The sequence below is a fragment of the Methylomonas sp. DH-1 genome (assembly GCF_046097555.1).
GTDB classification, from domain to species: domain Bacteria; phylum Pseudomonadota; class Gammaproteobacteria; order Methylococcales; family Methylomonadaceae; genus Methylomonas; species Methylomonas koyamae.
This window is the reverse complement of record NZ_CP143089.1, coordinates 2,442,686-2,469,082: the sequence shown is the minus strand read 5'-3', so window position 1 is coordinate 2,469,082 and position 26,397 is coordinate 2,442,686. Positions and strand designations below refer to the sequence as shown.

At 54.8% G+C, this 26,397-nt stretch carries 27 protein-coding genes and 1 pseudogene; 19 read left to right on the top strand and 9 right to left on the bottom strand.

Features of this window, described 5'->3' with window-relative positions:
- Positions 1-230: 230 nt before the first annotated feature.
- Positions 231-542, bottom strand: a complete 312-nt coding sequence (locus tag VXJ35_RS11265; protein ID WP_231914898.1) for a hypothetical protein — start codon at positions 540-542, stop codon at positions 231-233.
- Positions 543-796: 254 nt separating this feature from the next.
- Between VXJ35_RS11265 and mobB the strand changes: the two genes are divergently transcribed.
- Positions 797-1,324, top strand: coding sequence for a molybdopterin-guanine dinucleotide biosynthesis protein B (gene mobB, locus VXJ35_RS11260; protein ID WP_064021623.1), 528 nt, complete (start codon positions 797-799; stop codon positions 1,322-1,324).
- A complete protein-coding gene (gene glp, locus VXJ35_RS11255) occupies positions 1,321-2,565 on the top strand; it encodes a gephyrin-like molybdotransferase Glp (RefSeq protein WP_064021622.1) in 1,245 nt (414 codons plus the stop codon). The genes mobB and glp overlap by 4 nt, the downstream gene beginning before the upstream one ends.
- Before the next feature lie 58 nt (positions 2,566-2,623).
- Here the strand turns inward: glp and VXJ35_RS11250 are convergent, their stop codons facing one another.
- Genes VXJ35_RS11250 through VXJ35_RS11240 form a run of 3 tightly spaced genes read right to left on the bottom strand, consistent with a single transcriptional unit; the run spans position 2,624 to position 4,844 of the window.
- Complete coding sequence (locus VXJ35_RS11250; RefSeq protein WP_054761415.1) at positions 2,624-3,352, bottom strand: DUF3581 domain-containing protein; 729 nt, start codon at positions 3,350-3,352, stop codon at positions 2,624-2,626.
- Between the two features lie 14 nt (positions 3,353-3,366).
- The gene (locus VXJ35_RS11245) at positions 3,367-3,690 is read right to left on the bottom strand and encodes a rhodanese-like domain-containing protein (RefSeq protein ID WP_064021621.1); all 324 of its coding nucleotides are present in this window, start codon (positions 3,688-3,690) and stop codon (positions 3,367-3,369) included.
- Entirely contained in the window at positions 3,681-4,844 is a 1,164-nt protein-coding gene (locus tag VXJ35_RS11240; RefSeq protein WP_064021620.1) for a pyridoxal phosphate-dependent aminotransferase, read from the bottom strand. Before VXJ35_RS11240 ends, VXJ35_RS11245 begins: the two co-directional genes overlap by 10 nt.
- Positions 4,845-4,955: 111 nt before the next feature.
- Here VXJ35_RS11240 and dksA point away from each other — a divergent pair, with 111 nt between their 5' ends.
- Genes dksA through VXJ35_RS11220 form a run of 4 tightly spaced genes read left to right on the top strand, consistent with a single transcriptional unit; the run spans position 4,956 to position 9,146 of the window.
- The gene (gene dksA, locus VXJ35_RS11235; RefSeq protein ID WP_054761421.1) at positions 4,956-5,387 is read left to right on the top strand and encodes an RNA polymerase-binding protein DksA; all 432 of its coding nucleotides are present in this window, start codon (positions 4,956-4,958) and stop codon (positions 5,385-5,387) included.
- Complete coding sequence (gene gluQRS / locus VXJ35_RS11230; protein WP_408953940.1) at positions 5,336-6,295, top strand: tRNA glutamyl-Q(34) synthetase GluQRS; 960 nt, start codon at positions 5,336-5,338, stop codon at positions 6,293-6,295. Before dksA ends, gluQRS begins: the two co-directional genes overlap by 52 nt.
- Before the next feature lie 15 nt (positions 6,296-6,310).
- The gene (acs, locus tag VXJ35_RS11225; protein ID WP_064021619.1) at positions 6,311-8,251 is read left to right on the top strand and encodes an acetate--CoA ligase; all 1,941 of its coding nucleotides are present in this window, start codon (positions 6,311-6,313) and stop codon (positions 8,249-8,251) included.
- Between the two features lies 1 nt (position 8,252).
- Complete coding sequence (locus VXJ35_RS11220) at positions 8,253-9,146, top strand: DMT family transporter (RefSeq protein WP_064021618.1); 894 nt, start codon at positions 8,253-8,255, stop codon at positions 9,144-9,146.
- An 18-nt stretch (positions 9,147-9,164) separates the two neighbouring features.
- Here the strand turns inward: VXJ35_RS11220 and galU are convergent, their stop codons facing one another.
- Positions 9,165-10,046: a UTP--glucose-1-phosphate uridylyltransferase GalU gene (gene galU / locus VXJ35_RS11215; protein WP_064021617.1), complete on the bottom strand. Its 882-nt coding sequence runs from the start codon at positions 10,044-10,046 to the stop codon at positions 9,165-9,167.
- Between the two features lie 149 nt (positions 10,047-10,195).
- On the opposite strand from galU, the gene VXJ35_RS11210 reads away from it, so the two are divergent.
- Positions 10,196-11,530: a TolC family outer membrane protein gene (locus VXJ35_RS11210; RefSeq protein ID WP_064023476.1), complete on the top strand. Its 1,335-nt coding sequence runs from the start codon at positions 10,196-10,198 to the stop codon at positions 11,528-11,530.
- A 206-nt stretch (positions 11,531-11,736) separates the two neighbouring features.
- On the opposite strand, the gene VXJ35_RS11205 is transcribed toward VXJ35_RS11210, so the two are convergent.
- Positions 11,737-13,131 carry an OFA family MFS transporter gene (locus tag VXJ35_RS11205; RefSeq protein ID WP_064021616.1) on the bottom strand — a complete coding sequence of 465 codons (1,395 nt, stop codon included), beginning with the start codon at positions 13,129-13,131 and terminating at the stop codon, positions 11,737-11,739.
- A gap of 466 nt (positions 13,132-13,597) precedes the next feature.
- Between VXJ35_RS11205 and modA the strand changes: the two genes are divergently transcribed.
- The 8 genes and pseudogenes from modA to lnt all read left to right on the top strand — a co-directional run bounded on the left by modA (position 13,598) and on the right by lnt (position 20,851).
- Positions 13,598-14,368, top strand: a complete 771-nt coding sequence (gene modA / locus VXJ35_RS11200) for a molybdate ABC transporter substrate-binding protein (protein ID WP_064021615.1) — start codon at positions 13,598-13,600, stop codon at positions 14,366-14,368.
- A gap of 41 nt (positions 14,369-14,409) precedes the next feature.
- Complete coding sequence (locus VXJ35_RS11195; RefSeq protein WP_064021614.1) at positions 14,410-14,838, top strand: molybdopterin-binding protein; 429 nt, start codon at positions 14,410-14,412, stop codon at positions 14,836-14,838.
- A gap of 32 nt (positions 14,839-14,870) precedes the next feature.
- Positions 14,871-16,046: a molybdenum ABC transporter ATP-binding protein gene (locus VXJ35_RS11190; protein WP_064021613.1), complete on the top strand. Its 1,176-nt coding sequence runs from the start codon at positions 14,871-14,873 to the stop codon at positions 16,044-16,046.
- A 127-nt stretch (positions 16,047-16,173) separates the two neighbouring features.
- Positions 16,174-16,470 carry an IS3 family transposase gene (locus VXJ35_RS11185; RefSeq protein ID WP_064021612.1) on the top strand — a complete coding sequence of 99 codons (297 nt, stop codon included), beginning with the start codon at positions 16,174-16,176 and terminating at the stop codon, positions 16,468-16,470.
- The gene (locus tag VXJ35_RS11180; RefSeq protein ID WP_408953939.1) at positions 16,467-16,892 is read left to right on the top strand and encodes an IS3 family transposase; all 426 of its coding nucleotides are present in this window, start codon (positions 16,467-16,469) and stop codon (positions 16,890-16,892) included. Before VXJ35_RS11185 ends, VXJ35_RS11180 begins: the two co-directional genes overlap by 4 nt.
- Before the next feature lie 491 nt (positions 16,893-17,383).
- Positions 17,384-18,625, top strand: a complete 1,242-nt coding sequence (ltrA, locus tag VXJ35_RS11175) for a group II intron reverse transcriptase/maturase (RefSeq protein ID WP_064020946.1) — start codon at positions 17,384-17,386, stop codon at positions 18,623-18,625.
- Positions 18,626-18,704: 79 nt separating this feature from the next.
- Positions 18,705-19,190, top strand: a pseudogene (locus VXJ35_RS11170) (IS3 family transposase); the annotation flags it as partial.
- An 86-nt stretch (positions 19,191-19,276) separates the two neighbouring features.
- Positions 19,277-20,851: an apolipoprotein N-acyltransferase gene (gene lnt, locus VXJ35_RS11165; RefSeq protein ID WP_064021611.1), complete on the top strand. Its 1,575-nt coding sequence runs from the start codon at positions 19,277-19,279 to the stop codon at positions 20,849-20,851.
- A 165-nt stretch (positions 20,852-21,016) separates the two neighbouring features.
- Here lnt and VXJ35_RS11160 read toward each other — a convergent pair whose 3' ends face one another.
- The gene (locus tag VXJ35_RS11160) at positions 21,017-21,901 is read right to left on the bottom strand and encodes a LysR family transcriptional regulator (RefSeq protein WP_064021610.1); all 885 of its coding nucleotides are present in this window, start codon (positions 21,899-21,901) and stop codon (positions 21,017-21,019) included.
- Positions 21,901-22,044 (bottom strand): hypothetical protein, encoded by a 144-nt coding sequence (locus tag VXJ35_RS11155; RefSeq protein ID WP_157198146.1) that lies wholly within the window; start codon positions 22,042-22,044, stop codon positions 21,901-21,903. Before VXJ35_RS11155 ends, VXJ35_RS11160 begins: the two co-directional genes overlap by 1 nt.
- Positions 22,045-22,058: 14 nt before the next feature.
- Here VXJ35_RS11155 and VXJ35_RS11150 point away from each other — a divergent pair, with 14 nt between their 5' ends.
- Complete coding sequence (locus tag VXJ35_RS11150; RefSeq protein WP_054762896.1) at positions 22,059-22,637, top strand: carbonic anhydrase; 579 nt, start codon at positions 22,059-22,061, stop codon at positions 22,635-22,637.
- Positions 22,638-22,760: 123 nt separating this feature from the next.
- On the opposite strand, the gene VXJ35_RS11145 is transcribed toward VXJ35_RS11150, so the two are convergent.
- Entirely contained in the window at positions 22,761-23,120 is a 360-nt protein-coding gene (locus VXJ35_RS11145) for a hypothetical protein (RefSeq protein WP_064021609.1), read from the bottom strand.
- Between the two features lie 112 nt (positions 23,121-23,232).
- Between VXJ35_RS11145 and VXJ35_RS11140 the strand changes: the two genes are divergently transcribed.
- From VXJ35_RS11140 to VXJ35_RS11130, 3 genes are all read left to right on the top strand, one after another.
- Complete coding sequence (locus VXJ35_RS11140; RefSeq protein ID WP_064021608.1) at positions 23,233-23,445, top strand: hypothetical protein; 213 nt, start codon at positions 23,233-23,235, stop codon at positions 23,443-23,445.
- Between the two features lie 413 nt (positions 23,446-23,858).
- Positions 23,859-25,259, top strand: coding sequence for a CmpA/NrtA family ABC transporter substrate-binding protein (locus VXJ35_RS11135; protein ID WP_064021607.1), 1,401 nt, complete (start codon positions 23,859-23,861; stop codon positions 25,257-25,259).
- 115 nt (positions 25,260-25,374) lie between these two features.
- On the top strand, positions 25,375-26,388 hold the full coding sequence (locus VXJ35_RS11130) for an ABC transporter permease (protein WP_054762899.1): 1,014 nt from the start codon (positions 25,375-25,377) through the stop codon (positions 26,386-26,388).
- Positions 26,389-26,397 lie beyond the last annotated feature (9 nt).

Here is a 26,397-nt window from a genome sequence, read left to right as displayed (position 1 = left end):
AAAGTTTCGTGTTATAAATTGAATTTATTGCTTTTTTTGCGGCACACATCTCTTTTTTTAATTTTATTTTAATCTGTGCCGCGTTTGCTTTTGCCACCACCGCCGACGCTAAACCGGTAAAAATTCGAGCCAGCACTAAAATATCGAAAAAAGATAGTGACGGATCTCACGCTTATCTAAAACAAGCCGTATCTCGAAAAACCAATTGCGCGGCCAGCCGGCAAGCCAAATTAGCGGCCGAGCAGGATTTTTTTAGCCAGGTTGATTTGTGCAGCCAAATAATCGGAGCCGCCGCGATCGGGGTGCATTTTGGCAATCAAGATACGGTGGGCGGCGACAATTTCCTGCTCGGTGGCGCCGGGCTTTAAACCGAGGATTTGCAAAGCCTGCTCTCGAGTCATGTCAGGCTCCGGCGCGCGGGGCGGCTGGCGACGGCGATCATCCGGACTTTCCTTGAATATCCGCCACAGCCGGTGCAGTTGCGGCGCATAGTTCAGTAGCACCGGCATGAGTCTGACTATAAATGCCAGCAGCACGCCCAACAGCGCCACTAAACCGTTCAGCTTCCCGGTCAACAATGCAACTGCCAGCAAGACGACCGCCAGAATCCAAAGAGCGCGGCGAAATTGGCGACGAAGCGCAGCCGACGGCGTCGTTGTGTACCAGCGGTAGGCCAAAACTCCGATTATCAGCGCCAACAGTATTCCGATCCGTACCATTCCAGTCTGGTCCTTTCTCTACACCGGCCGGCATAATAACTTAGAATAGCGCCGGTTAGGTTAACGACGAATTTCTCATGCCCCTTTCTTGTCCTCCGGTCCTGGGCTTTGCAGCCTTCAGCGGCACCGGCAAAACCACGCTGTTGGCAAAATTGATCCCGTTGCTGAAAGCGCATGCGCTAAGAATCGGTGTGATCAAACACAGCCACCATGATTTCGAAATCGACAAACCCGGTAAAGACAGCTTCGAGTTGAGAAAAGCCGGAGCAAGCCCGGTGCTGCTGGTCTCGCAATATCGGCGCGCAATCGTGGAAGAACTGTCGCCGACCGCCGACGTGAAATTGGCCGATCAATTGGCCGCTTTGTCCGGCATCCAACTCGATTTAGTGTTGGTGGAGGGATTCAGAGACGAAACGTTTCCGAAAATCGAGTTGCATCGACCGGCACTGGGTAAGCCCTTACTGTACCCGCACGATCCGTGGATCATCGCCGTAGCCAGCGATCGGCCGTTGCCGACTCCGCCCGACCGACCCTGTTTGGATTTAAACGATCCTAAAGCTATAGCCGATTTTATCCTGCACCCATTTTTGAGCCATTCCCAGTGAACGATATCTGCTTCCCCCCGCAAAACGCGCTGCTTTCCGCCGAGCAGGCACTGTCGCGAATCAGTCAAACCATCCAGCCGTTATCCGGCGCGGAAATCGTCGACTTGAGTCGGGCTTTAGGGCGAACCTTGGCCGAAGACGTCTTTGCGGCAATCGACATGCCGCCGCAACGGAATGCGGCAATGGACGGCTACGCCTTCGCCGCCGCCGGCCTATCCGGAGCAGCCGATTTCCGCCTGCGCATGGTCGGCACTGCCTGGGCCGGCAAACCGTTCAACGGGACGCTGGGCCTGGGCGAATGCATCCGCATATTCACCGGCGCCGTGGTTCCGGACGCGGCCGACAGCGTGGTCGCTCAAGAGCAAACCCGCGCCGAGGCCGAGCAGATTTCGTTTTTTGCGCCGTGCCTTTTTCAAAAAAATATCCGCCCGGCCGGCAGCGACTTCAAAGCCGATGAATTGCTGTTGCGGGCGCCGAAAAAGCTGACTCCGCGCGACATCGGCTTACTGGCTGCGGCCGGCATCGCTGCAGTCAAGGTCAGGCGCCGCGTGCGGATCGGCTTTTTTTCCACCGGCGACGAATTGGCGCCGCTCGGAGCCGAATTGGATGTCGGCCAAATCTACGATAGCAACCGGTATTTGCTGGCGGCCATGCTGGACGACCCGAACTTCGAAGTCCATGATCTGGGCACGGTCAAAGACGATCCGCTGGCGTTGGAGGCCACGTTGATCGGTGCCGCGGCGTACCTAGACGCCCTGGTGTCGACCGGCGGCGCGTCGGTGGGAGACGCCGATTACGTCAAGCAGGTTTTGGAAAAATGCGGACAAGTTAATTTCTGGAAACTGGCGATCAAACCCGGCAAGCCGTTGGCCTTCGGCAAGATAGGCGACTGCTGGTATTTCGGTTTACCCGGCAATCCGGTCGCGGTGCTGGTCACCTACCACAAATTTGTAAAACCCGGTCTCGACTGCCTGCTCGGCGCCCTACCTCGTCCGCCGTTACAGTTACGGGTTCGGAGCGACAGCCAACTGCGCAAAGTACCGGGCCGCAGCGAATACCAGCGCGGTATTTTGAAACAGGGCGAGAACGGCGAGCTCACGGTAGCCGCGGCCGGACCGCAAGACTCCCACCAACTGAAAGTTGCCAGTATGGCCAATTGTTTTATCGTGCTGGACGCCGACTGCGATGGCGTTAGCCGCGGCGACTGGGTGCTGGTGGAGCCGTTTACGCTCGATTTGTAACGTCTATTCTGCAAACGGCGGCAAACCTTGTGTGCGCCGTTTGCGTGGGGCCAATAAACTAAGCGCTGGCCGCCGCCAGTTCGCCTAAATAACCGTGCTTGCGGGCCAGATATTCGTCGACAAAGGCCTGCATCGGTTCGGCCTCGTAATCGCGCAAGCCGCTGACGGCCAGTTTCTTGAATCCGGAGCCGACGACCTCGCCGTTCGCCTGAATTTGAAAATACAGATAAGCCGTGGCGCGCTTGCCGTTGACTTCCATTTTCGGCTCCAGCATTTCCAGCTTGGGCTTCACGAAATCCAGCCGACTCAGGTTTAAAGTCATGCTTTCGTATATGACTAACGGCCGGTCGATGTTGAACATCACCTTTTCTTTGGCCAGCAAAGGTACCAACACGTAAGGGAAATTCTGCCCGGAGAACGCCACGTAATCGCGGATCAATGTTTCGATTAAATCGGCGTCCCGCGTCACCTCGCCGGAACGTTCGATTTGCAGATAGGTTTTTCCCTGGTTATCGGTGACATCGATCCGTTCCGCGTCGCTGTCGGGAAAATTCAACAATACGCCGTGGCCGACCATCCCGGAAAACGTGAAATGCATATTGCGGCTGAGGCCGTACTTTTCCAGCACCAAGGAAAACAGCAAATCGCCGGGTACGCAAAAACGTTTGGCATCTTCGTCGTGTAGCGGATTGAAGTCGTGCGCCACTTCTTTGGCGAACATACTGGCTTGTGCGGCGCTGATGGCGACACAGCCGTCCTGGATTGCATAGAATTCTTTTAAAAACATAAAGTTATTTTTTATTAATAGCGTGGAACTGAAGAATCGCAGACTAACGACCACGCGTCTATACCGCCGCGCAGATTGATCAAACGTTGAAAACCGGCGTGTTGCAAGTAATTGCAGGCTTGTTGGCTGCGCATGCCGTGGTGGCAAATGACGACGATATCCCGATCGGACGGTATCTCGTCCAGCCTTTGCGGTATTTGCTGTAATGGAATTAATACGCTGCCGGCAATTTTGGCATAAGCGAATTCATGCGGCTCGCGCACGTCGAGCAACATGACCGGTGCCTCGTCCTGTAAACGTTGGCGAAGTTGTTCCGGCGTGTATTGGCTTATCGGCATATGAATCGTTCCAGTCTGGTGAGCGCGGCGGCCATTCTATCGACTGAAGCGGTATATGCAAACCGAATATGGCGATTGGCCAGATGTGCGCCGAAATCCTTGCCGGGCGTTACCGCCACCCCTTCGGTTTCCAACAGGCGCTTGGCAAATTCGAAACTATCGTCGCAGAATTCGCTGCAATCGGCGTAGATGTAGAACGCACCTTGCGGTTTGCAGGCGATTTTAAAACCCAAACTCAGCAATTTATCGTAGAGAAAGTCGCGGCGCCCAGCCAACTCGTCGCGCCGCCGCAGCAGCTCGGCCATGTTTTCCGGATTGAACGACGCCAGCGCCGCATACTGGGAGTGGGTGGACGTGGCGATGAAAATATTCTGCGCCAATTTTTCCACCGCATCGACGAACTCGTCCGGCACCACCAGCCAGCCCACCCGCCAACCGGTCATGCCGAAAAATTTGGAAAAACTGTTAATGACGAAGACTTCGTCGCTGAATTGCAGAGCGCTGGCGGCCGGATCGCCGTATACCAGGCCGTGGTAAATTTCGTCGGAATAAAAGCAGCCGTCCAGCGCTCTAACTTCCGCTATCGCCGCTTGCAAATCGGTATTGCCAATCATAGTTCCGGTCGGATTGGACGGCGAAGCGATCAGCGCACCTTTACATTGCGGTTGCCAGTGCCGGCGAATCAGCTCGGCATTCAGTTGGTAGTCGGTTTCGGCGCCGACCGGGACGAAATGGGTACGGGCATCGAACAATCTGACGAAATTATCGTTGCAGGGATAGCAGGGATCGGCCATTAGAAGCCGTTCCCCGGGATTCAGGCTGGCGGCAAACGCCAGCAGGAAGGCACCGGACGCGCCGGGAGTGATGAATACCCTGCGCGGGTCCAGATCGACTCCGTATTGCGCACGGTAGAAATCGGCCACGGCGGCGCGCAGTTCGGGCAAGCCGGCCGCGGCAGTATATTTGACTTCGCCGTTGCCCAAAAAACGGTTGCCGGCCTCTAACACCAGCGGTGGCGTGGCAAAATCCGGTTCGCCGATTTCCATGTGAACGATGTCTCTGCCCTGCCGCTCCAACTCCTTGGCGCGCTGTAATAATTCCATCACATAAAACGAACTGATGCCGCGCATCCTGTCGGCGATGTGCTGTTTCATAATCCAGTATCCGGTTGGTGGCAAAGCTTTGGCATGATAACAAACTTCTTGCCTGCCCCCGGCTATTCTGATAAAAAGCCCCGATTTTTTCAGACCGCCAGGAGTCATTGGATGAACAACTCTAACCCTGCCGCAGCGGAATTTACTTTTAAGCCTTATGAGGAAAAAGAAGGCGAAGAGTACATGAACGAAGCGCAGTTAAAACATTTTTCCGCCATTTTAAACAAATGGAAGTCCGAACTGATGATGGAAGTGGACCGTACCGTTCACCACATGCAGGACGAAGCGGCAAACTTTCCGGATCCTAACGACCGTGCCACGCAAGAGTCCGAATTCAGCCTGGAGTTGCGTACCCGCGACCGCGAGCGCAAATTGATCAAGAAGATCGATGAGGCACTGAAAGAAATCGAGTCCGGCAACTACGGCTACTGCGAAACCTGCGGTATCGAAATCGGTATTCGCCGCCTCGAGGCACGCCCGACCGCGACCTTGTGCATCGATTGCAAGACATTGGACGAAATCAGGGAAAAACAATTAGGCTAGATTCCCGTTCGACCCCTCCGTATATCGGCCGGTTTGCCCCCTCGCCCACCGGCCCGCTTCATCTCGGTTCTCTATACACGGCCCTGGCCAGTTATCTCGACGCCCGCCGCCGAAACGGCCGCTGGCTGTTGCGCATCGATGATTTGGATACTCCGCGCAACATGCCGGGCGCGGCGGAACGGATTATGGACTGCCTGGCGGCTTTCGGCCTGCATTGGGACGGCGAAGCCGATTTTCAAAGCCGGCATGCGCTGCAATACCAACAAGCAATCACAGATTTACAGCAGCGCGATCTGCTCTATTCCTGCAGTTGCAGCCGCAGTTTATTGGCTGAAGCCGGTCCCATTTATCCGGGCTATTGCCGGACGCGGCACTATCCAACCGATCAACCCGCGGCGCTGCGGGTCAAGACTTCACCGGCTGAAATCGAATTCGTCGACGGATTGCAAGGCATAATCCGGGAAAATATCGCCGAACGGCACGGCGACTTTATTATCTTGCGCAAGGACCGGATCGTCGCCTACCAATTGGCCGTCGTGGTGGACGATTACCGGCAGGGCATCACCCACGTCGTACGCGGCTGCGACTTGCTCGATTCGACACCGAAACAAATATACTTGCAAAAATTGCTCGGCTACCCGGTGCCGGAATACCTGCATCTGCCGATCATCGTCGATCGCGCCGGACAAAAACTCAGTAAACAAAGCCGCGCGGAAGCGGTGGCGGCGACGTCGGCGAACCAAACGCTGTTCATGCTGCTAAGCTTACTCGGACAAAATCCGCCGCCAACGCTGAAACGGGCCGAAATTCCGGCAATATTGGATTGGGCCGTTGCCCATTGGGTACCGGAACGTTTAAGCGGAATTCGCTGCGTCGGCATCGATACGCCGCCCAGTAACCAGACTTAGCACAAGGAGTAAAACATGTCAGATCAAAAAACCTACCCAGTGCCGGCCAAGATTGCGGCCAGCGCACATATCGATGCAGCGGCATATCAGCGGTTGTACCGGCAATCGGTAGAGCAACCGGAGGTTTTTTGGGCCGAACAAGCGGAACTGTTTTTGGATTGGCAAGAACCGTGGCACAAAGTACTGCAATACGACTACCCCAAAGGCGAAATTCAATGGTTTGTCGGCGGCAAATTGAATGTCACCGTCAACTGCCTGGATCGCCACCTAGCCAAGCGCGCCGACCAAATCGCGGTGATCTGGGAAGGCGACGATCCCGCCGACAGCCGCACGCTGACCTACCGCGAATTGCACGAGCAGGTCTGCAAATTCGGCAATGTCTTGAAAGCGCAAGGAGTCGAAAAAGGCGACCGGGTCTGCATCTATCTGCCGATGATCGCCGAAGCGGCGGTAGCGATTCTGGCCTGTGCGCGGATCGGCGCGGTGCATTCCATCGTCTTCGGCGGCTTTTCGGCCGATGCGTTGCGCGATCGGATAATCGATGCCGATTGCCGCTTATTGATTTGCGCTGACGAGAGCTACCGCGGCGGCAAAATTGTCCATTCCAAGCTGAACGTCGACAAAGCCGCCGACCAGTGTCCGAATTTGCGCAAAGTCATCGTCATCAAACACACCGGCCACGATATCCCCTGGCATGAAGAACGCGATATTTGTTACCACACGGCGATGGCGACTGCTTCCGCCGAGTGCCCGCCGGAAATGATGGACGCCGAAGATCCCTTGTTCATCCTTTACACCTCCGGCTCCACCGGCCAACCGAAAGGCGTGTTGCATACCACCGGCGGTTACTTGCTGTACGCGGCAATGACGCACAAATACGTATTCGACTACCAGGAAGGCGATATCTATTGGTGTACCGCCGATATCGGTTGGATCACCGGCCATTCCTACGTGTTGTACGGTCCGTTGTGCAACGGCGCGACGACGCTGATGTTCGAAGGCGTACCGACCCATCCGCATCCGGACCGGTTCTGGCAAGTCATCGACAAGCACCGGGTTAATATTTTTTACACCGCGCCGACCGCGATCCGGGCGCTGATGGCGCAGGGCGACGAATTCGTCAATCGTACCCAACGCACCTCGCTGCGTATTCTCGGCAGCGTCGGCGAACCGATCAATCCGGAAGCCTGGGAATGGTATTACCACGTGGTCGGCAACAAGCGTTGCCCGCTGGTCGATACCTGGTGGCAAACCGAAACCGGCGGCATTTTAATCACACCGCTACCCGGTGCCACAACCTTGAAACCGGGTTCGGCCACTTTGCCTTTTTTCGGCGTACAACCGGCCATTTTGGATCAGGACGGCCACGAACTGGCAGGCGAAACCGAAGGCATCCTGGTGCTGACCCATCCCTGGCCGGGCCAGGCCCGCACTATTTACGGCGACCACCAACGTTTCGTCGACACCTACTTCAGCAAGTTTCCCGGCTACTATTTTGCCGGCGACGGCGCCCGCCGCGATCAAGACGGCTATTACTGGATCACCGGCCGGATAGACGACGTGTTGAACGTCTGCGGCCACCGCCTTGGAACCGCCGAAATCGAAAGCGCGCTGGTATTGCACGATCTGGTGGCCGAAGCCGCCGTGGTCGGTTTTCCGCATCCGATCAAAGGCCAAGGTATTTATGCCTACGTCACGTTGAACGTCGGCATCGAAGGCAGCAGTAGCCTGAAGGGCGAACTGAAAGACTTGGTTCGCGAAGAAATCAGCGCCATCGCGCTGCCCGACTTGATCCAATGGGCGCCGAGCCTGCCGAAAACCCGCTCCGGTAAAATCATGCGCCGAATTCTGCGTCAGATTGCCGCCAACGAATTTCACGATTTGGGCGATACCTCGACTTTGGCCGATCCGTCGGTGGTCGAACAATTGATCGCCAACCGCTTGAAATTACCCTAAGGTGAAGCTTCGCCTCGGTCTGGCCTATATCGGCGTGGTGTTGATCTGGACCACGACGCCGCTGGCCATCCAATGGAGCAGCATAGGCGCCGGCTTCGTATTCGGCGCCACGGCGCGGATGAGCATCGGCCTAAGCTGCCTGCTATTGTTAAGTTTAGTGTTGCGGCAGCCGATACCGTTGCACCGGCCGGCTTTGGCCAGCTATTTCGCCGTGGCGGTACAACTATACGGCAGCATGTTGGTAACCTATTGGTCGGCGCAATTTGTGCCTTCCGGCTGGATTTCGGTGATTTTCGGCCTCAGCCCGTTCATGACCGCGTTCATGGCGGCAGCCTACTTGAAAGAACGCAGCCTAGGTTGGGGCAAATTGTTCGCTTACAGCCTGGGGGTTTGCGGCCTGCTGGTGATGTTCAATTCGGCTCTGGAATTGCATCAACAAGCAATGGCCGGCCTGATCGGCGTGCTGGCCGCCACCTTCATCCACGCCGCGAGCGCGGTGTGGGTCAAACAAATCGATGCCGGTCTTGGGGCGTTGCCGTTGGTCACCGGCGGCTTATCGCTTGCGGTGCCGCTGTACCTGGCGACTTGGTATGGGATGGACGGCTTGGCATTACCGCACAAAATCCCGCCAAAGGCGCTGTATTCGATCATCTACCTCGGCGTAATCGCCACCACGCTGGGGTTTGCGCTGTATTACTTCGTGCTGAACAACATGCAGGCGACTAACGTCGCGATGATGAATCTGCTGACGCCGGTAATGTCGCTGTTTTTGGGTTATAGCGTGAATCAGGAGCCGATCACGCCGACCACTTTGGCCGGCACGGCACTGATCATGTTGGCTTTGTTGATTTACGAGACGGTAAACCGACGGCAAGCCCGGAACGGCTGCGGCTAGCCGTTCCGGACGCTACCGTCAGATTTTAGCGGCGCGTTGTTTCAGATATTGGCCGAACTCTTGGTTAATTTCCTGGTGTAACAAGCCGTACTCGACGTTGGCTAACAGGAAACCGAATTTGGAGCCGCAGTCGTAGCGGTTGCCTTCGAATTCGTAAGACAGAACTTGTTCGTCTTTCATCAGCGCGGCAATCGCATCGGTCAACTGAATTTCGCCGCCGGCGCCGCGGCCGGTGTTCTCGATTTTCTCGAAGATCGCCGGCGTCAGGATGTAGCGGCCGACCACCGCAATATTCGATGGTGCTACTTCCGGTTTCGGTTTTTCGACAATGGAACTAAGCTTGCCGACCCGCGGCGCGGTTTCGCTGTGCTCGACGATGCCGTATTTATGGGTTTCTGTAGGATCGACCCGCTCTACGCCGAGGATACTGCTTTGCTCTTTTTCGAACAAATCGACCATTTGTTTCAAACAGCCGCGGCTGCCGTCTTCTATCAGGTCGTCCGGCAAAATCACCGCGAACGGTTCGTTACCGACCACCGGTTTGGCGCAATGCACGGCATGGCCCAAACCCAAGGCTTCCGCTTGGCGCACGAATACGCAGGATACGTGCGGCGGCAGCAAGTCGCGCAACATGTTTAGCAACCCGGTCTTGCCGCTTTTCTCCAGTTCTTTTTCCAGCTCGTAGGATTTATCGAAATGGTTGGCAATGGATTCCTTGTTACGGCCGATTACGAACACCATCGTGTCGATGCCGGCCGCGACCGCTTCCTCGACCGCATATTGGATCAACGGCTTGTCGACGATAGGCAGCATCTCCTTGGCGACGGCCTTGGTTGCCGGCAAGGAACGGGTGCCTAGGCCGGCGGCGGGGAAAACGGCTTTAGTGATTTTCTGGCTCATAGTGGCTCTTTTCAGGTTTCAAGTTTGGTTTTGACGAATAAATAATGTGTGCCTAACCTTATGGCATTCTTATTTAATTAAACACTGTGGCTCCGCTATTTTAGGCGATAATGCCGTTTTATTTTTACCTGTCCGTACGAGATACCGCAATGACAAGAACGTTATGCACGCTTTTGGTGGCGTTAATCCCGGTAAAGTTGGCATTCAGCCAGGATTTGCTGGAGACCTTCCAATTGGCAAAAGCCAACGATCCCGATTTCAAAAGCTCGGATATCAACAAACTGGCGACGGCCGAACTCAAGTCGCAAAGTATTGCCCAAATGTTGCCGAATCTCTCGTTCAGCGCCAACAGCAGCCGTAACCGCCTGGAAAGTACCAGCTTCCTGGGGAACACCTTGCAGCATTACTGGGACAGCAAGCTGGGCTTCAACTTAAAACAACCGGTGTTTCACTGGGAACACTGGGTGCAATTGGATCAAGCCGACAATAAAATCGCCCAGGCCGAAGCCCAATTTCAGGCCAAATACCAGAATTTGATGCGGCGCACCGCGGAGGCCTACTTCAACATACTGGCGGCGCAAGACAACCTGGAATTTGCGGTCGCCGAAAAGAAAGCCATCGAAAAACAATTGGAACAAGCCAAGCAGCGGTTCGATGTCGGCATCATCGCCATTACCGACGTCTACGAAGCCCAAGCCGGTTACGACCGGGCGCTGGCCAGCGAAATCGAGGCGCAAAACCTGCTCGACAACAGCAAGGAGGCCTTGCGCGAAATCGTCGGCGACAACGCCGCCGAGTTGGACGGCTTACAGCCGGAAATTCCGCTATCGCCGCCGGAGCCGGAAGATTTGTCGTCCTGGGCCAATTCCGCCGAGAGCAACAATTTTTCGATCGTGGCCCAAATCAACCAGGCCGAATACATCAGAAAGAACATCGATTTGCAGGAGTCCAAGCACATGCCGACGCTGGATATCGTCGCCCAATACGGCGATATGGACACCGGTAACCGTTACGGTCTGCGCGGCAATAGCGAAAGTTTCGGCTTGCAGTTGAATCTGCCGCTGTACGAAGGCGGCGGCGTGTCGTCACGGGTACGCCAAGCCGAACATGAATACGAAGCCGCCAAGGAAGACCTGACCAAGGTCAAGCGTAGCGTGACCCGCGGCGTCAAAGACGCATTTCGTGGCATGGTTTCCAGCATCAGCCGGGTCAAAGCGCTGGATGCCACCAGCAAATCCGCAGACATGGCGGTACAAGCCGCCGAAGCCGGCTTTGAAGTCGGTACCCGCACGATGGTCGACGTATTGACCGAGCAACGCAACCTGTATAAAGCCAAAAGCGATTACGCCAGAAGCCGTTACGATTATCTAATCAACGGCATCAAATTGAAGGAAGCGGCCGGGAGCTTGAGCGAAGTCGATTTGGAAGTGGTCAACCAATATTTGCGGCAAGCAGCCGGCACGAAAAATTCCGAGTCCCGTTAAGTCCGAATCTCCCGGCGCTGGTGCCAGTGCCGGGTCAGCAAAGATCGCTGGGCCGGATCAAGCGAAAAGCGCCAGAGCCTTCTTCACCGTCGACCAAACTCCCCAGCACAGCGGCAACAAAACGTAAAGCCAGAATAACGCTACGGCCAACCGACTGGACGGTTTACTGTCTTGCGAGTCGTTCATCCTTCCCCCCGTTAGTGGTGTTAGTGGTCTGAGTTGCCGGCCGGATAAATGCCGTCCAGCTCGTCGAAATCGCCGTGTTTCATATGGTGCTTTTCATGCACCGGCCGAATCGCCAGATTGGCGGCAAATCCCGCCAACAACAAACCGGCCATGATGTACATCGTCATGTTATAGGCTTCGGCTTTGGCCACGCCCTGGCCGATCTGATATTCGCGCAGATAATTCACCAACACCGGACCCAGTACGCCGGCCGTGGACCAGGCGGTTAACAATCGGCCGTGAATGCCGCCGACGAAACGGGTGCCGAAAATATCGGCCAGATAGGCCGGAATCGTCGAAAATCCGCCACCGTACATACTCATGATCAGCGCATACAGCAACACGAACATTGCCATGTTGCCGGCCATGCCCATCGATGGAATCGTTGCGTAAAGTACCGCGCCGATCGCAAAAAAGATCATGTAAGTATGTTTGCGGCCCAAATAATCCGACGCCGACGACCAGAAGAAACGGCCGCCCATGTTGAACAAACTAAGCAAGCCGACGAAGCCCGCCGCGGCGGCCGGCGTCACCAAGCCTTTGAACATTTCTTGAATCATCACCGATGCCTGCCCCAACACGCCGATGCCGGCGCTGACGTTCAAGCACAACACCAGCCATAACAAATAAAACTGCGGCGTTTTCAGGGCCTGGTCGATATGCACGTGTTTGTCGGTAATCATTTTGTTGGCGGCGACCGGCGGCGTCCACCCCGCGGGCTGCCAACCTTCCGGCGGAATGCGGATAGTCAGGGCGCCGATCAGCATCGAACAAAAATACAAGCCGCCCATCACCAGAAAGGCTTCCATCACGCCGACCGAAGTCGCGGATTTGAACTTATCCATCAACAACACCGATAACGGCGCACCGATCATGGCGCCGCCGCCGAAGCCCATGATTGCCATACCGGTCGCCATGCCGCGCCGGTCCGGGAACCATTTGATCAAGGTCGAAACCGGCGACACGTAACCCAGGCCCAGACCGATGCCGCCGATCACGCCGTAGCCCAGGTAAAGCAAACCGATTTGATGCAGCTTGACCCCGAGTGCCGCGATCAAAAATCCGCCGCCGAAACAGCAGGCTGCAACGAACATGGTCAGGCGCGGGCCGACTTTTTCCAGCCATTTGCCGCCGAATGCTGCAGACAAGCCCAGAAATACGATCGCCAAGCTGAAAATCCAGCCCAACTCGGTCAATTTCCAATCGTCCGAGGTCGGTGCGCCGATACCGATAATGCGCGTCAACGGATCGTTGAAGACGCTGAAAGCATAAGCCTGGCCGATACATAGCTGCACCGACAATGCCGCCGGCGGCGCCAGCCAACGGCTGTAGCCAGGCCGGGCGATAATGCGCTGTTTCGAGAAAAATCCTGCCATGTGCAAATTCCTTAATCGATTTTAAAAATCCAAGCCCGAAAGGTCGAAGACTGCGGCATTTTAACAAGGCTGCTAATTTCACTTCACCATTCTTGAGGCTTAGATGGATTGCGGAAGCCATTGGAACAATGGCAAACGTTATATAAGCCGGACAATTTCGCAAGTTCCTTCATCCGCTTGCCGAATAATGACTGATGCACTGGGCCTGCGGCGGCTTTACCGATCATAAAGCGCCGTTTCTATTACAAAAACAGTTTGTTAACCAATGATTGATTTATCTGTGCTTGCCTGATCCGTAAAACCTATATCTAGTTACCGATTCAAATTCCATCACAATATAAAGGCCTTTTTCGATTTACAGGCGTGGTCGGTCCGCAGATTCCGGCGACTTGCCCAAGCAAACGTTGTTTACATTTGTATACAACGATATACACTAAGCCGATCAACCATAAATACGGAGGGCAAAATGGCTTTTACTGGAAATCGCCGGTTATTGGTAATCGTCGGGCTATTCGTTGCCAGTCAGGCCGCCAATGCTGCCACGGCTTTAGCCGCCGTGGCGGCAAACTTCACCAAGCCGATGACCGAAATCGCCGAAGCGTTCGAGAAATCGACCGGGCATACGGCGAAATTGTCTTTTGGCTCGTCGGGGAAATTTGTCGCGCAATTCGAAAACGGCGCACCGTTCGAAGTGTTCTTGTCGGCGGACGATAAGAGCCCGGCAAAACTCGAGGAATCCGGGTTGGCCGTGGCCGGTAGCCGCTTTACTTATGCGATCGGCAAATTGGTGTTGTGGTCGGCTAATCCGGATTTTGTCGACTCCCAGGGCCAAGTATTGAATTCGGGCAATTTCAAACACCTGGCGCTGGCCGATCCTAAACTCGCTCCCTACGGTGCGGCAGCGGTTGAAACATTGCAGAACCTCGGGCTGCTGGGCAAGCTGGAGCCACTATTCGTACAAGGCGAGAATATCGCCCAGACCCACCAATTCGTCAGTAGCGGCAACGCCGAATTAGGGTTCGTCGCCTTGTCCCAAGTAATCGAAAACGGCAAGATCGGATCCGGGTCGGGCTGGACTGTTCCGGCAAAACTTTATCAGCCTATTCTGCAAGATGCGGTATTGCTTAAAAACGGCGCCGAAAATCCTGCGGCCCAAGCCTTGTTAGAGTTCCTGAAATCCGATCAGGCTTTGGCCATCATTGAAAAGTACGGCTATGCGCTGCCCCCGGCGAAATAAAACCCTTTCCGCAGCGCACCATTGAACAACCGGAATCTTCTGTGAAAACCAGTGCACGCAACCAATTTCGCGGCAAAGTCGAACAAGTACTGATCGGCACAGTTAATGCCGAGATTTACCTGAGCTTGCCAGGCGGCGCCAGTCTCGTCGCATCGATCACTAAAGATTCGGTGGCAACGCTCGGAATTGAAGTCGGCGTAGAAGTTACCGCTTTGGTGAAAGCTCCGCAGATCATCGTCGTCACCGAGTTCGGCGGTTATAAAATTTCCGCACGTAACCAACTCGCCGGAACCGTCGTTGCCGTCAAATCCGGTGCGGTCAATTCCGAAATCGACATCGAACTCAAAGGCGGCGAAATCGTCGCGGCAACGGTGACCAACGATAGCGTGGAAACTTTAGGGCTGCGCGCGGGCAAACCGGCCACGGCGATATTCAAGGCCGGCGCCGTTATTCTTGCGGTGCAAAATTGATCGAGTTCCGGCATTTTTAGGCTGAGGTCAGTATGTTGTTGGACGTAAATGTAAAACTGCGGCGCGGCCATTTCGATTTGGCCACGCAAATGTCGATAGACGATGCCAGCGTTGGTTTGCTGGGCAAATCCGGCGCCGGCAAAAGCACGCTGCTCAGCTTGATCGCCGGCACCTTGCAACCGCAAAGCGGCCACATTAGTTTGAACGGCAAAATTTTGTTCGACAGCAAGAAAGGTATCGTCATGCCGCGCGAACAGCGGCCGATCGGCGCCGTGCTGCAAACCGATTGCGCCGACTTCGCCGAAACGGTGCGCGACACGTTGCAGGCGACTTATTTTCGTACCTTAAAGCAACGGCGCTTGTTCAAGCCCGATTATCTGATCAATCTGTTGGAGTTGGGCAGCATTCTGGATAATCCGGTCCAACTACTGTACGGCGGCGAACGGCAGCGGGTGGCGTTAGCCCGTTCCCTGCTGAAATCGCCGAAATTGCTGCTGTTGGACGAAACCTTCGCCACGATTGGCGACGCTTACCGGATGCAATTGCTGCCGATACTGAAACGGCTGTTGGACGAATTCGGCCTGCCGGTGCTGTACGCCAGCCAGTCGGTCGGTGAAATCATCGAGCTTACCGACCAACTGGTGGTGCTCGAACACGGCCAAGTCATGCGTAGCGGTTCGCTGCGCGACATCGCCAAACAACACGGCGTGTTGCGCTATCTCGGCGTCCGCCAAATCGACAATATCCTGCCCATCACCATCCGCCACCATGACTTTCAAGCCGGTTGCAGTCTGGCCGACAGCGCCGGCGCCACGCTGATATTGCCGTTACGCCCGAACTTTGCGGTCGGCAGCCAAACCCAGATTTCGATTCGCGCCAACGATATTGCGTTGTCGCGCGCCTATATCGACGGCATTTCCATTCAAAACCAACTCAAGGGCCGGATCTGCGCCTTGATCCCCAACGGCGAAAGCCTGATCGTGCAAATCGATTGCGGCGGGACCTTGTTGGCGGAGATCACGCCAGGCGCTTGCTCGAGCATGGGCCTGGGCGAAGGCGACATCGTTTATTGCCTGATCAAAACCCACGCCATCGTTTATCTGGCCGAGCTGGACGATCTGCCCTACCAACGCGTCATCAGCCATGGCGACGGCTACTTTTACCTGAGTCCCGCAGCCGTCGAGCCGTTAACGCTTCCGGCGCATTAAAGCGCAACCGCGAGTCCGTCCCATCCTACCTACCTACACCACACTGAACGGCCTGTAGTGGTCTAATAAAAATGGACACCCGATTAGGTTGATAGACTATTGATTATCAACCTCCAAGGTGAATGGAATGAAACGAGAAAGGCGAAGTTTTGATGCGGCGTTCAAGCTGCAAGTGGTGAAGATGCTCCAGGAGCAGGGGCTGACGGTGTCTCAGGTTTGTCAGGAGCTCAAACTCGGCGAGACGGCGGTGCGCCGCTGGGTGAAACAGGTGCAAGCCGAGCAATCCGGTCAAGCAGGTATCGGTAAGCCGTTAACACCCGATCAGCAGCGGATACGGCAGTTGGAGCAGGAAAATCGACAACTGCGTTCAGACAATGAATTGCTAAAAAAGGCTTCGGCCCTCTTTGCAAGGGAACTGCGATGACACATCAAGTGATTCAACAGTTGACAGCAGAGAGGGCCATGACGGTGCAGCAGGCTTGTAAATTATTGGGTGTCAGCCGTTCGGGATTCTATGCCGCCAGGCAGCGAACCCGGCAACCGCCAACGGTCTGCGGCACACGCATCCGTCTACGCAGTGTATTCGAAGCGACGGGGCGTAGCTATGGCAGTCGCCGCCTGCGTCAGGAACTGGCGGAACAAGGCATCGAGATCGGACGGCATCGGGTTCGCAGCCTGATGCGAGAGCTCCAGCTCAAGCCGATCTGGAAGCCCAAATTCGTCCATACGACTGACAGTAACCATGCGTTGCCGGTATACGAGAATGTGCTGGATCGTCAGTTTGAACAACGCGAGGCTAATCGAGCTTGGGTGTCGGACATCAGTGTGCCGCAGCAAGCGGCGTAAGAGATGAGGGTAGGTCCCTCGCCATCGGCTTGCAGGAGTAGGTGGCAAACCACCGTAAGCGGCGTGCGTCAAAAGCGCGGGTCGTGAGCGTTACGGAAAAGGCGTCTTGAGGCGTCAGGTATGGATTAACGAAGGCGAACAACCGTGAACTGCCGTTCAAGTGTCGAAACCACTCAGATGACATCAAAACCGGGGAGTGATGTTGCTCCGGGATCAGTAAAGGCGAAACCTGCTTACGGCCTTTGCGGTGTCCGGCATAGAGGCAGCGCGAGCGTGATCCGGGCTCTTACGTTGAACTGCGGGAACCTTCGATGGCAATGCAAAGGGAAAGGCACAAGCTCGAAAGGCAAGGCCGATATTACCAATGTGCCGTCAAGGGACGGAGCGACTTGTAGTAGTGTTGAAGCCGCTGTAATGGCGGTGGAGCGAAGGAGTCGCGTCATCCGGTCATGGGGCTGGGCCAACTGCGTTAGCAGGAGGAGCTTAGTGTCATGAACAAGCCATATGACATTCCCAAATCATGGGTTTGGGAAGCTTATCAATGTGTGAAAGCTAATGGAGGATCAGCCGGCATCGACCGGGAAACTATCGAAATCTTCGAACAACGATTGGGAGACAACCTCTACAAACTTTGGAATCGGCTTTGCTCCGGCAGTTATTTTCCGCCGCCGGTCAAAGGCGTGCCGATCCCGAAGAAATCAGGAGGAACACGCTTGCTGGGGATTCCAACCGTTGCGGATCGCGTGGCGCAAACCGTGGTAAAACGAGTGCTGGAGCCGAAACTCGAGTCGGTGTTTCATCGTAATTCTTATGGGTATCGGCCAGGTCGTTCCGCTCACGACGCCATTGCTTTAGTCCGGCGACGTTGTTGGGACTATGACTGGGTGGTTGAGTTTGACATCAAGGGCTTGTTTGACAACATCGATCATGAACTATTGATGCGCGCAGTGCGTAAACATTGTCAGATTTCCTGGGTGTTGCTGTACATCGAGCGGTGGCTTAAAGCGCCGCTGATAACGGCGGAAGGTCAACGAATCGAACGTACCAAAGGCACGCCGCAAGGCGGTGTCGTCAGTCCGTTGTTGGCTAATCTGTTCTTACACTATGCCTTCGACCGGTGGATTAGCGAACATTTGTGTAGCGTGCGATTCTGCCGCTATGCCGATGATGGCGTGATTCATTGCAAGAGCTTAGTGCAAGCTCAGTTGGCGTTGCGGAAAGTCGCCGAGCGCTTTCGGGAATGTGGCTTAGAACTGCATCCCGATAAGACACGGATCGTGTACTGCAAGGACATTAACCGACAGGAAAACTATCCGATTACGGCGTTTACGTTTCTCGGCTATACCTTCAGGCCGCGTAAAGCGGTAGACAAGTATGGCCGCGTGTATGTGAACTTCGCGCCTGCGGTCAGTCGTGAGGCACTCAAAGCCATGCGGCAAACCATACGGGGATGGCATCTGCAGCTGAAATGCGACAAGACATTGCGGGATCTGTCTCTGATGTTCAATCCGGTTCTTCGAGGATGGCAGGGTTATTACGGTCGATTTTATGGTTCGGCCATGGCCTCTATTTGGCGGCACCTGAATGCTTACCTGGTGCGCTGGTTGATGCGTAAAAGCAAGCGACTGGCTCGGCATAAAACCCGAGCCTGGCGAACGCTGGGGCAGCTCGCAGCAAGTTTGCCACACGCATTCGTACATTGGGAGGCGGGCTATGCCCCGATGGCTGGATGATGGGAGCCGGATGAGCTGAGAGGTTCACGTCCGGTTCTGCGAGGGGCTGAGGGTGAAATTCCCTCGGTCTACTCACCCGTATATTCGCACGCTGAGCGGCTGGCTGTATCTGGCCGTGGTGCTAGATCTTTATTCGCGCAAAGTCATCGGTTGGGCCATGGCCCCCAACATGCCGGCAGAACTGGTCTGCACTGCCTTACAGATCGCTCTGGCCCAGCGCCGACCACTGCCGGGTTTGATCGTGCATTCCGATCGGGGAAGTCAATACGCCAGTCATGAATACCGGGAGTTACTGGCGCGCCATGGCTTAAAAGGCAGCATGAGCCGTAAAGGAAACTGTTGGGACAATGCGGTGATGGAGCGGTTCTTTCTGAATCTAAAAATGGAACGTGTCTGGTGTCGCCAGTATGCCAACCACGCCGAGGCCATCCGTGACGTGACAGACTACATCGTCAACTTCTACAACAGTCGACGATTGCATTCGTCATTGGGCTACCTGCCACCCAATGGCTATGAAATGAAAATGGCAGCTCAGCAACCTATCTTGGTGTCCGAAAAAAGTTGACCACTACAGCCCGATTCCGCTAAACCGGGCGGAGGGCCGACGGCTATCGGTTACAATCTTAGGTTTAAGCGGCATACGGAATAGATATGAGGCAGGCCTTTCGATCGCCATGGTGGCTGCCGGTGTTATCCGGCATTTTCATCGGTACCAGCTACATCCCCTTCCCTCCCTGGGCTTCCTTGTTCTGTTTCGTGCCGCTTTGGCGGTTTTGGCAAGACCAACAGCGGTTGCGGCCGGTCTTGCTCGGCGGAGTGCTGACCAGCTTTATTTATACCTTGATCGGCTTCAATTGGGTGACCTACACCCTGCACGAATTTGCCAATGTCAATTGGCTGGTCGCCGGCATCGGTATGCTGATCTTCGCCGCATTCGGCCACCTGTTCGTACCGATTGCCAGTTTGGCGTGGTTTTATGCTCGCCGAATACTGGGCGTTGGCAGCGGAATATCGTTAGCGCTGATGGCGGCCATCACCGCCTTAGCCGAATTTTACGTACCGATGTTGTTTAAATGGAATTTCGGCTATAGCTGGTACGGTGCCGGTTTGCCGCTGTACCAATGGGCGGAAATCGTCGGCTTCGCCGGTTTAAGCATGCTGACCGTACTGGCCAATCTGGCGGCGCTGTACGCTTGGGACAATCGGCGGCAGCGCGGCGGCAAAGCCGCGGCGCTGGCAATCGTGCTTGGCTTTGCCGGGCTGAATGCCGGCGGAAGTTGGCTGAAACAGCGGTTGCCGGTTGCCGATAGTGCGTTGGACGTATTGCTGGTGCAAGCCAATATCGGTAACCTGCAAAAACAGTCGATGGAACGCGGTAAAGGCTATCGCGCGGAAATTTTGACCCAATATTTCCAGGCCACCGACGCCGGTTTGGCGGAAAAACCAGACGTCGACTTCGTTATGTGGTCGGAAACCGCCTTCCCTGCCCTGTTGGGCGGCGAATACAACCAATCGCAGTACGCCGAACTGTTACAAACCTTTGTGCGCAATCGGCAATTGGCCCTGCTGACCGGCGCATACGCCAAAGACCAGCATAATGCCATTACCAATTCCTTGTTTGTCGTCGACGAAACCGGCAAGGTCACCGAGCCACATTACAGCAAAACCATCTTATTGGCCCTGGGCGAATACATTCCGTTCGCCGACGTGTTGCCGTGGTTGAAAACCGCGTTACCGATGGTTAGCCAATTCGGCCGCGGGCCGGGACCGACCCTGTTGCTGCACTTGAACGGCTTCGACATGGGGCCGCAAGTTTGCTACGAAAGCTTATTCCCGGAGTTTTCCAAAGGGCTGGCCGATCTGGGAGCGCAGTTTATCGTCAACGTCACCAACGATTCCTGGTACGGCACCTGGCAAGAGCCTTACCAACATTTATATATGACGTTGGCGCGCGGCGTTGAATTCAGGCGGCCGGTGCTGCGCGCCACCAACACCGGCATTTCCACGGTCGCGCTAGCCGATGGCGAGGTATTACCGTTGTCGCCTCTGAACAAAAGCTGGGCCGGCAGCTACCACGTCCCGTTCTTGAAACAACCCGCCAGCACATTTTACCAACGCCATTTCTATCTAATGCCGGGTCTGCTTTGGGGCGGTTTGATCGTGCTAACCATGGCCGGTTTATGGGAGAGGGCGGGAAAATCCGGCGTTAGCGCGGGCGAAACCTAACTGACAGGCAAAAAAAATCCGGCTGTAAGCCGGATTTGAGGGGAGGAAGTTATTGCACTGAACATCTCTGCAATGGCGCGTATATTATCAGTAATTTCTTATATTAAGAATGCGGCATATTGTCACGCGACAAGTTGCCACATTGTCCGAAAGTACAAGCTGAGGCTATTGCCCGAAATAAGCCAGCAGAAAATTGATGAACGTGGTCAACTTGGCCGGGTAGAACCGGCGTTGTAAATAAGTGGCGTATATCGCCAAGGCCGGCCGCCGGTATTCGCGCAAAATCTCGACCAACTCGCCGTTTTGCAAATGCGGCGCAACCGATAAGCGCGGTGCCTGGACGATGCCCATCCCCATCGCCGCGGCTTGGCACAATGCCCGGCCGTTGTTGGAGGCCAGCATCCAGTCGGATTTGATCCGTTTCAATTCGCCGTTCACGTCGAACAGCCAATAATCGCCGTGCGGAGTATCCACATAATGTAAGCATTGGTGGCCGCTTAATTCATCAATCGTTTGTGGACAACCTTTCTCCGCCAGATATTTGGGCGCGGCATAGGTGCCTAATTCGGTTTCCGCTATCTTCCGCGCCACCACCCCCGGATCCAGGGTATCGGTGACCAATAACGAAATATCGAAGCTGCCTACCCGCAAGTTGGGCGGCTTGTTATCCAAAGACATCAAGATTCTGACTTCCGGATACTTTTTTAAATAAGCCTCAATGGCCGGCACCATATACATGCCGCCGAAATCGATAGGCGCACTGATTTTGATGGTACCTTTGACCCGCTCCCCCAATTGCGCCGTCGACGATTCCAGATCGGCCAAATCCTCCAGCAACTGTTTGCTGCGGTGGTAATAGGCTTCGCCGGCACTAGTGAGGCTCAAGCTGCGCGTGGTCCGGTGCAACAAAACCACGCCCAACGATGCCTCCAATTGCGCGATATATTTGCTGACCATCATGGTGGAAAGCTTTAGTTCGCGGGCGACGGCGGAAAAGGTTCCCAATTCGACGATACGGCAAAATACCCGCATATTGTTAAACTTATCCATCAGCCCGGCGCTTTATAAACTTGAGGTTTATATTTTATAAACTTTTCAGCATCTTTAAACCATTTTCCCGCTTCGTTAAAATTTGCCGTGGAGATAGTTGTTACACCGTCTGGCTCAGCAGTTTCGGCCAGACGTTTTTTCACCCACCGAGGTTATTATGAGCAAAATTCACAACGAAGTACTCCTAGCCAACCGCGAATACGCGTCCAGTTTCGATAAAGGCGGTTTGGCGATGCCGCCCGCTCGCCAATTCGCCATCCTGACCTGTATGGATGCCCGCCTGGACCCGGCTAAATACGCCGGCTTATCCGAAGGCGACGCCCACGTGATCCGCAACGCTGGCGGCCGCGCCAGCGACGACGCCATCCGTTCCCTGGTGATTTCCTATAAATTGCTGGGTACTAAGGAATGGTTCGTCATTCACCATACCGACTGCGGCATGGAAACCTTCACCAACGACATCATGAGCGATTTGCTGGCCAGCAGCCTGAAAACGGCCAGCGTCGATGCCAGCGGCTGGCACGACAGCGGCGACGGTCCCGGTTCCACCGACGGCAAATACATCAACTGGCTGACAATCAAAAACCAGGCCGAAAGTGTGTTGGAAGACGTCAAACGCATCAAAGCCCACTCGCTGGTACCGAGCTACATTCCGGTTTACGGCTACGTTTACGACGTCAAAACCGGACGTTTGCTGGAAGTACCGGAAGCGACCGCCGCCGGCCAAGCCAGCTAAAGTAAAATTAGTTCGATTCAAGATAGCAGTTAAGCAACTGCTATCTTTCAACGCCCTTCTTACCCCAGATCCAATGCAAATCAAACAACGCGCGCCTGAGGTAAACCCGTAGCGATAGCCAGTTTAATCGCGTTCCTCAGCGGCCATTTGCCTGTGGTAGTCGGCCAAATGGCGGCTCTCTGCCGCGGCTTTCCCCAGATCGCGGATCATCGCTTCTGCCTGCGACTTTAAATCCTGAATACGTTTGCCATATTTCCAAGGCTTGGCCAGATATTGGTCGAGCATTTCCCGCTCTTCTTGCGCATCCGCTTCCAAGGTTCCGGCGATTTCTTCGTAATGGTTGGCAAGCCGTAAATGCGCATCGCGGCTTTCCGCGGTTTGCACCGCCTGAGCCCAGGATTGCGGCTTGATCAGCGCATCGCCGGAGCAGGCCGTCAATAAGCTCACAGCAATCATGAGTAAGGTTTTTTGATTCAGAGTCATAGTAGGTCTCCCGATAAAATTGCCGTTGTGCCAAGAGGTGCCATAGAACATATGCCGCCGCAGCGGCTCGACCCGGCAGCCGGAAAATATTCTATATAAATATCGATTCGATATGAAAGCTTTTTTCGAAGGCGAAATCCGCCAAGCCGACGGCCGAGCGGGAACTAAACCAACTGCGTTCGAAGCCTGGCAAAACCTGACCGAATTGCCGCTCAATTCAAGCCTGCTCCAGCTTGGCCGGTGGTCAAGTTGGGTTTGCACCGTTTTGACCATCATTTATCCGCACCATTGGAGTGCGGAATACCCAAACTGGTATCCGCTCTAACAGGTTGGTGAAAAACTCTTTTTTGCAACCAATCAGACCTATATTTAGTACTACAAGATTGATTCAGCACTAAATAAAGGCTTCTTCTAGCTAAATTAGTGGCTGGAATATGGTTTTTCACCAACCTGCTAAACCCTGGAGCCTAATAACAAAGGCCGCGTTTTTTGAAAAACTCTCGGCAATATATTTGCAAGACATTGTTTTAATTAATCTTTAAATTAATTTCACTGGTAACGCGAGAAATGGCACTCCTGTTGCTTAAGGTTTACCAACACCCAAAGCAGGGTTACTGATTTAACCGCTCATTGTTGAGCAAACCAGACAAAGGCGTCTTGCGTGAGGATTCTTTATCGAATCCACACGCGGACGCCTTTTTTTTGGCCCCAACTTCTTAACCGTTGACAGGAACCGACATGAAACCAGCCCAGAAGCCCGCTCCGAAGAAACTGTTTGCTGCCGTCGCCACCGCGATAGCGCTGGCCGGAATGAGTTTTTCCAATCCATTGCAGGCCGGTGCCAAACCCGAGAAAGAGGATTTGAAGTTCGGCTTTATCAAATTGACCGACATGGCACCGTTAGCGGTCGCCGCCGAGAAAGGCTTTTTCGAGGAAGAAGGCTTGTTTGTGCAACTAGAAGCACAAGCCAACTGGAAGGTTTTGTTAGACCGGGTCATCAACGGTGAACTGGATGGAGCGCATATGCTGGCCGGTCAACCCCTGGGCGCTGCCATCGGTTTCGGCACCAAAGGCGACGTCATAACCGCATTTAGCATGGACCTTAACGGCAATGCCATCACTGTATCGAACGACATTTGGAAACAGATGAAACCGAACATACCGTTGGACGGTGGAAAACCGGCCCATCCCATCAAGGCCGACGCGTTGAAACCGGTAGTCGAAAAGTACAAGGCCGAGGGCAAGCCATTCAATCTAGGCATGGTATTCCCGGTGTCGACACACAATTACGAACTGCGGTATTGGCTGGCCGCTGGCGGTATCAAGCCGGGATATTATGCGCCGCCGCAAGAAACTACAGGCCAGATTGCCGCCGACGCGTTGTTGTCGGTTACCCCACCGCCGCAAATGCCGGCAACTTTGGAAGCCGGCACGATTTACGGGTACTGCGTCGGCGAGCCATGGAACCAGCAGGCAGTAGCCAAGGGCATCGGCGTACCGGTGATTACCGATTACGAAATCTGGAAGAACAATCCGGAAAAAGTGTTCGGCGTGAGCAAAGATTGGTCGGACAAATATCCGAATACGCACAAGGCGGTGGTCAAGGCGCTGATTCGCGCCGCAATGTGGCTTGACGCCGAGAACAATAAAAACCGCAAAGAAGCTATCGAAATGCTGTCGCAAAAACAATACGTCGGCGCCGACGTCGAGGTTCTGGCGGCCAGCATGAACGGGACTTTCGAATACGAAAAAGGCGACAAACGCCCGGCGGCCGATTTCAATATCTTTTTTCGTAATAACGCAACCTATCCTTATTACAGCGATGCCATATGGTATTTGACCCAAATGCGGCGCTGGGGACAGATCAACGAATACAAGCCTGACGGTTGGTACCTGGAAACCGCAAAAAAAGTCTACCGCCCCGATATTTACCAAGCGGCGGCCAAGGAATTAGTCGCCGAGGGTAAAGCTAAGGCCAACGATTTTCCGAGCGACAACGATACCGGTATCAAACCTCCCCAAGCCGATTTCATCGATGGCATTGTCTACGACGCCAACAAACCTAACGATTATCTGGCCAAGTTCCCGATTGGCCTGAAAGGCAAGCAAACCGTCTCCGGCGGCAAAGTAGTGGATTAACCGAACCTTGGTGGGTGCTCTGAAAAGGAAGTGGTTAGTGCAAGGACGCATTTTTACCCCCGCAAGCTAAAAAATAAACCCGAATTGATTGATAACCTTTCGATAGGTAAGCGCGATGGCTAACAAACTGATTAAGTTCTTCAACATCACCGGTCTGACTTGGTTCGTGCCGCTGGTGAAAATTGCCGCCGGCGAGAATCCGGCCCAGCAAATGCGCCAATTGTTTCTGGTCATGGGCGTTCCGTTCATCGCCTTCGCCATGTTCCTGGGGCTGTGGAGCGTATCCGCGTCCGGCGTCAAAACCAGCTTGGGCGCGATTCCCGGCCCGGCCGCAGTCTGGGGCGAAGTCGGCGGCCTGATCGAAGAACACGTCTCCGAGCAGACCAAAAAAGCCGAGTTCTACCAACGCCAGGAACAACGCAATAAGGACAAACTGGCCGAAGATCCGCACGCCGAAATCAAAATTCGCCCTTACACCGGTAAGCCGACCTATTTCGACAAAATTCTGACCAGCCTGCGTACCGTATTCGCCGGCTTTGTGATTGCAACCTTGATCGCGGTACCGCTCGGCATCTTGTGCGGCATGAGCCCGGTCATCAATACCGCGTTCAACCCGCTGATCCAAATCTTCAAACCGGTGTCGCCGCTGGCCTGGTTGCCTATCGTGACGCTGGTGGTCAGCGCGGCGTACGTCACCAGCGAAGACTCCTGGTTCGAGAAATCCTTCATCACCTCGGCCATCACCGTGACGCTGTGCTCGTTATGGCCGACGCTGATCAACACCGCCGTCGGCGTATCGTCCATCGACCGCGACCTGGTCAACGTCGGTAAGGTGCTGCGCCTGGATTGGCCGACCCAAATCAAACGCATCATCCTGCCGTCCGCCCTGCCCTTCATCTTTACCGGCATGCGCTTATCGCTGGGCGTGGGTTGGATGGTGCTGATCGCCGCCGAAATGCTGGCGCAGAATCCCGGCTTGGGCAAATTCGTCTGGGACGAATTCCAAAACGGCAGTTCCAATTCGCTGAGCCGGATCATGGTGGCCGTGTTCACGATCGGCATCATCGGCTTTGCGCTGGACCGCATCATGCATTCGCTGCAAAACCTGTTCTCGTTCCAAAAAGCTTAAGGACGCCGC

Bases quoted from the DNA above. Each gene is read 5' to 3' on its own strand.
- VXJ35_RS11145 (WP_064021609.1), bottom strand. From the start codon at position 23,120: ATGACTCTGAATCAAAAAACCTTACTCATGATTGCTGTGAGCTTATTG.
- VXJ35_RS11135 (WP_064021607.1), top strand. From the start codon at position 23,859: ATGAAACCAGCCCAGAAGCCCGCTCCGAAGAAACTGTTTGCTGCCGTC.
- VXJ35_RS11210 (WP_064023476.1), top strand. From the start codon at position 10,196: ATGACAAGAACGTTATGCACGCTTTTGGTGGCGTTAATCCCGGTAAAG.
- VXJ35_RS11130 (WP_054762899.1), top strand. From the start codon at position 25,375: ATGGCTAACAAACTGATTAAGTTCTTCAACATCACCGGTCTGACTTGG.
- acs (WP_064021619.1), top strand. From the start codon at position 6,311: ATGTCAGATCAAAAAACCTACCCAGTGCCGGCCAAGATTGCGGCCAGC.
- VXJ35_RS11150 (WP_054762896.1), top strand. From the start codon at position 22,059: ATGAGCAAAATTCACAACGAAGTACTCCTAGCCAACCGCGAATACGCG.
- dksA (WP_054761421.1), top strand. From the start codon at position 4,956: ATGAACAACTCTAACCCTGCCGCAGCGGAATTTACTTTTAAGCCTTAT.
- galU (WP_064021617.1), bottom strand. From the start codon at position 10,046: ATGAGCCAGAAAATCACTAAAGCCGTTTTCCCCGCCGCCGGCCTAGGC.
- VXJ35_RS11205 (WP_064021616.1), bottom strand. From the start codon at position 13,131: ATGGCAGGATTTTTCTCGAAACAGCGCATTATCGCCCGGCCTGGCTAC.
- VXJ35_RS11245 (WP_064021621.1), bottom strand. From the start codon at position 3,690: ATGCCGATAAGCCAATACACGCCGGAACAACTTCGCCAACGTTTACAG.
- lnt (WP_064021611.1), top strand. From the start codon at position 19,277: ATGAGGCAGGCCTTTCGATCGCCATGGTGGCTGCCGGTGTTATCCGGC.
- modA (WP_064021615.1), top strand. From the start codon at position 13,598: ATGGCTTTTACTGGAAATCGCCGGTTATTGGTAATCGTCGGGCTATTC.
- VXJ35_RS11160 (WP_064021610.1), bottom strand. From the start codon at position 21,901: ATGGATAAGTTTAACAATATGCGGGTATTTTGCCGTATCGTCGAATTG.
- VXJ35_RS11185 (WP_064021612.1), top strand. From the start codon at position 16,174: ATGAAACGAGAAAGGCGAAGTTTTGATGCGGCGTTCAAGCTGCAAGTG.
- VXJ35_RS11180 (WP_408953939.1), top strand. From the start codon at position 16,467: ATGACACATCAAGTGATTCAACAGTTGACAGCAGAGAGGGCCATGACG.
- VXJ35_RS11240 (WP_064021620.1), bottom strand. From the start codon at position 4,844: ATGAAACAGCACATCGCCGACAGGATGCGCGGCATCAGTTCGTTTTAT.
- VXJ35_RS11190 (WP_064021613.1), top strand. From the start codon at position 14,871: ATGTTGTTGGACGTAAATGTAAAACTGCGGCGCGGCCATTTCGATTTG.
- VXJ35_RS11140 (WP_064021608.1), top strand. From the start codon at position 23,233: ATGAAAGCTTTTTTCGAAGGCGAAATCCGCCAAGCCGACGGCCGAGCG.
- ltrA (WP_064020946.1), top strand. From the start codon at position 17,384: ATGAACAAGCCATATGACATTCCCAAATCATGGGTTTGGGAAGCTTAT.
- mobB (WP_064021623.1), top strand. From the start codon at position 797: ATGCCCCTTTCTTGTCCTCCGGTCCTGGGCTTTGCAGCCTTCAGCGGC.
- VXJ35_RS11250 (WP_054761415.1), bottom strand. From the start codon at position 3,352: ATGTTTTTAAAAGAATTCTATGCAATCCAGGACGGCTGTGTCGCCATC.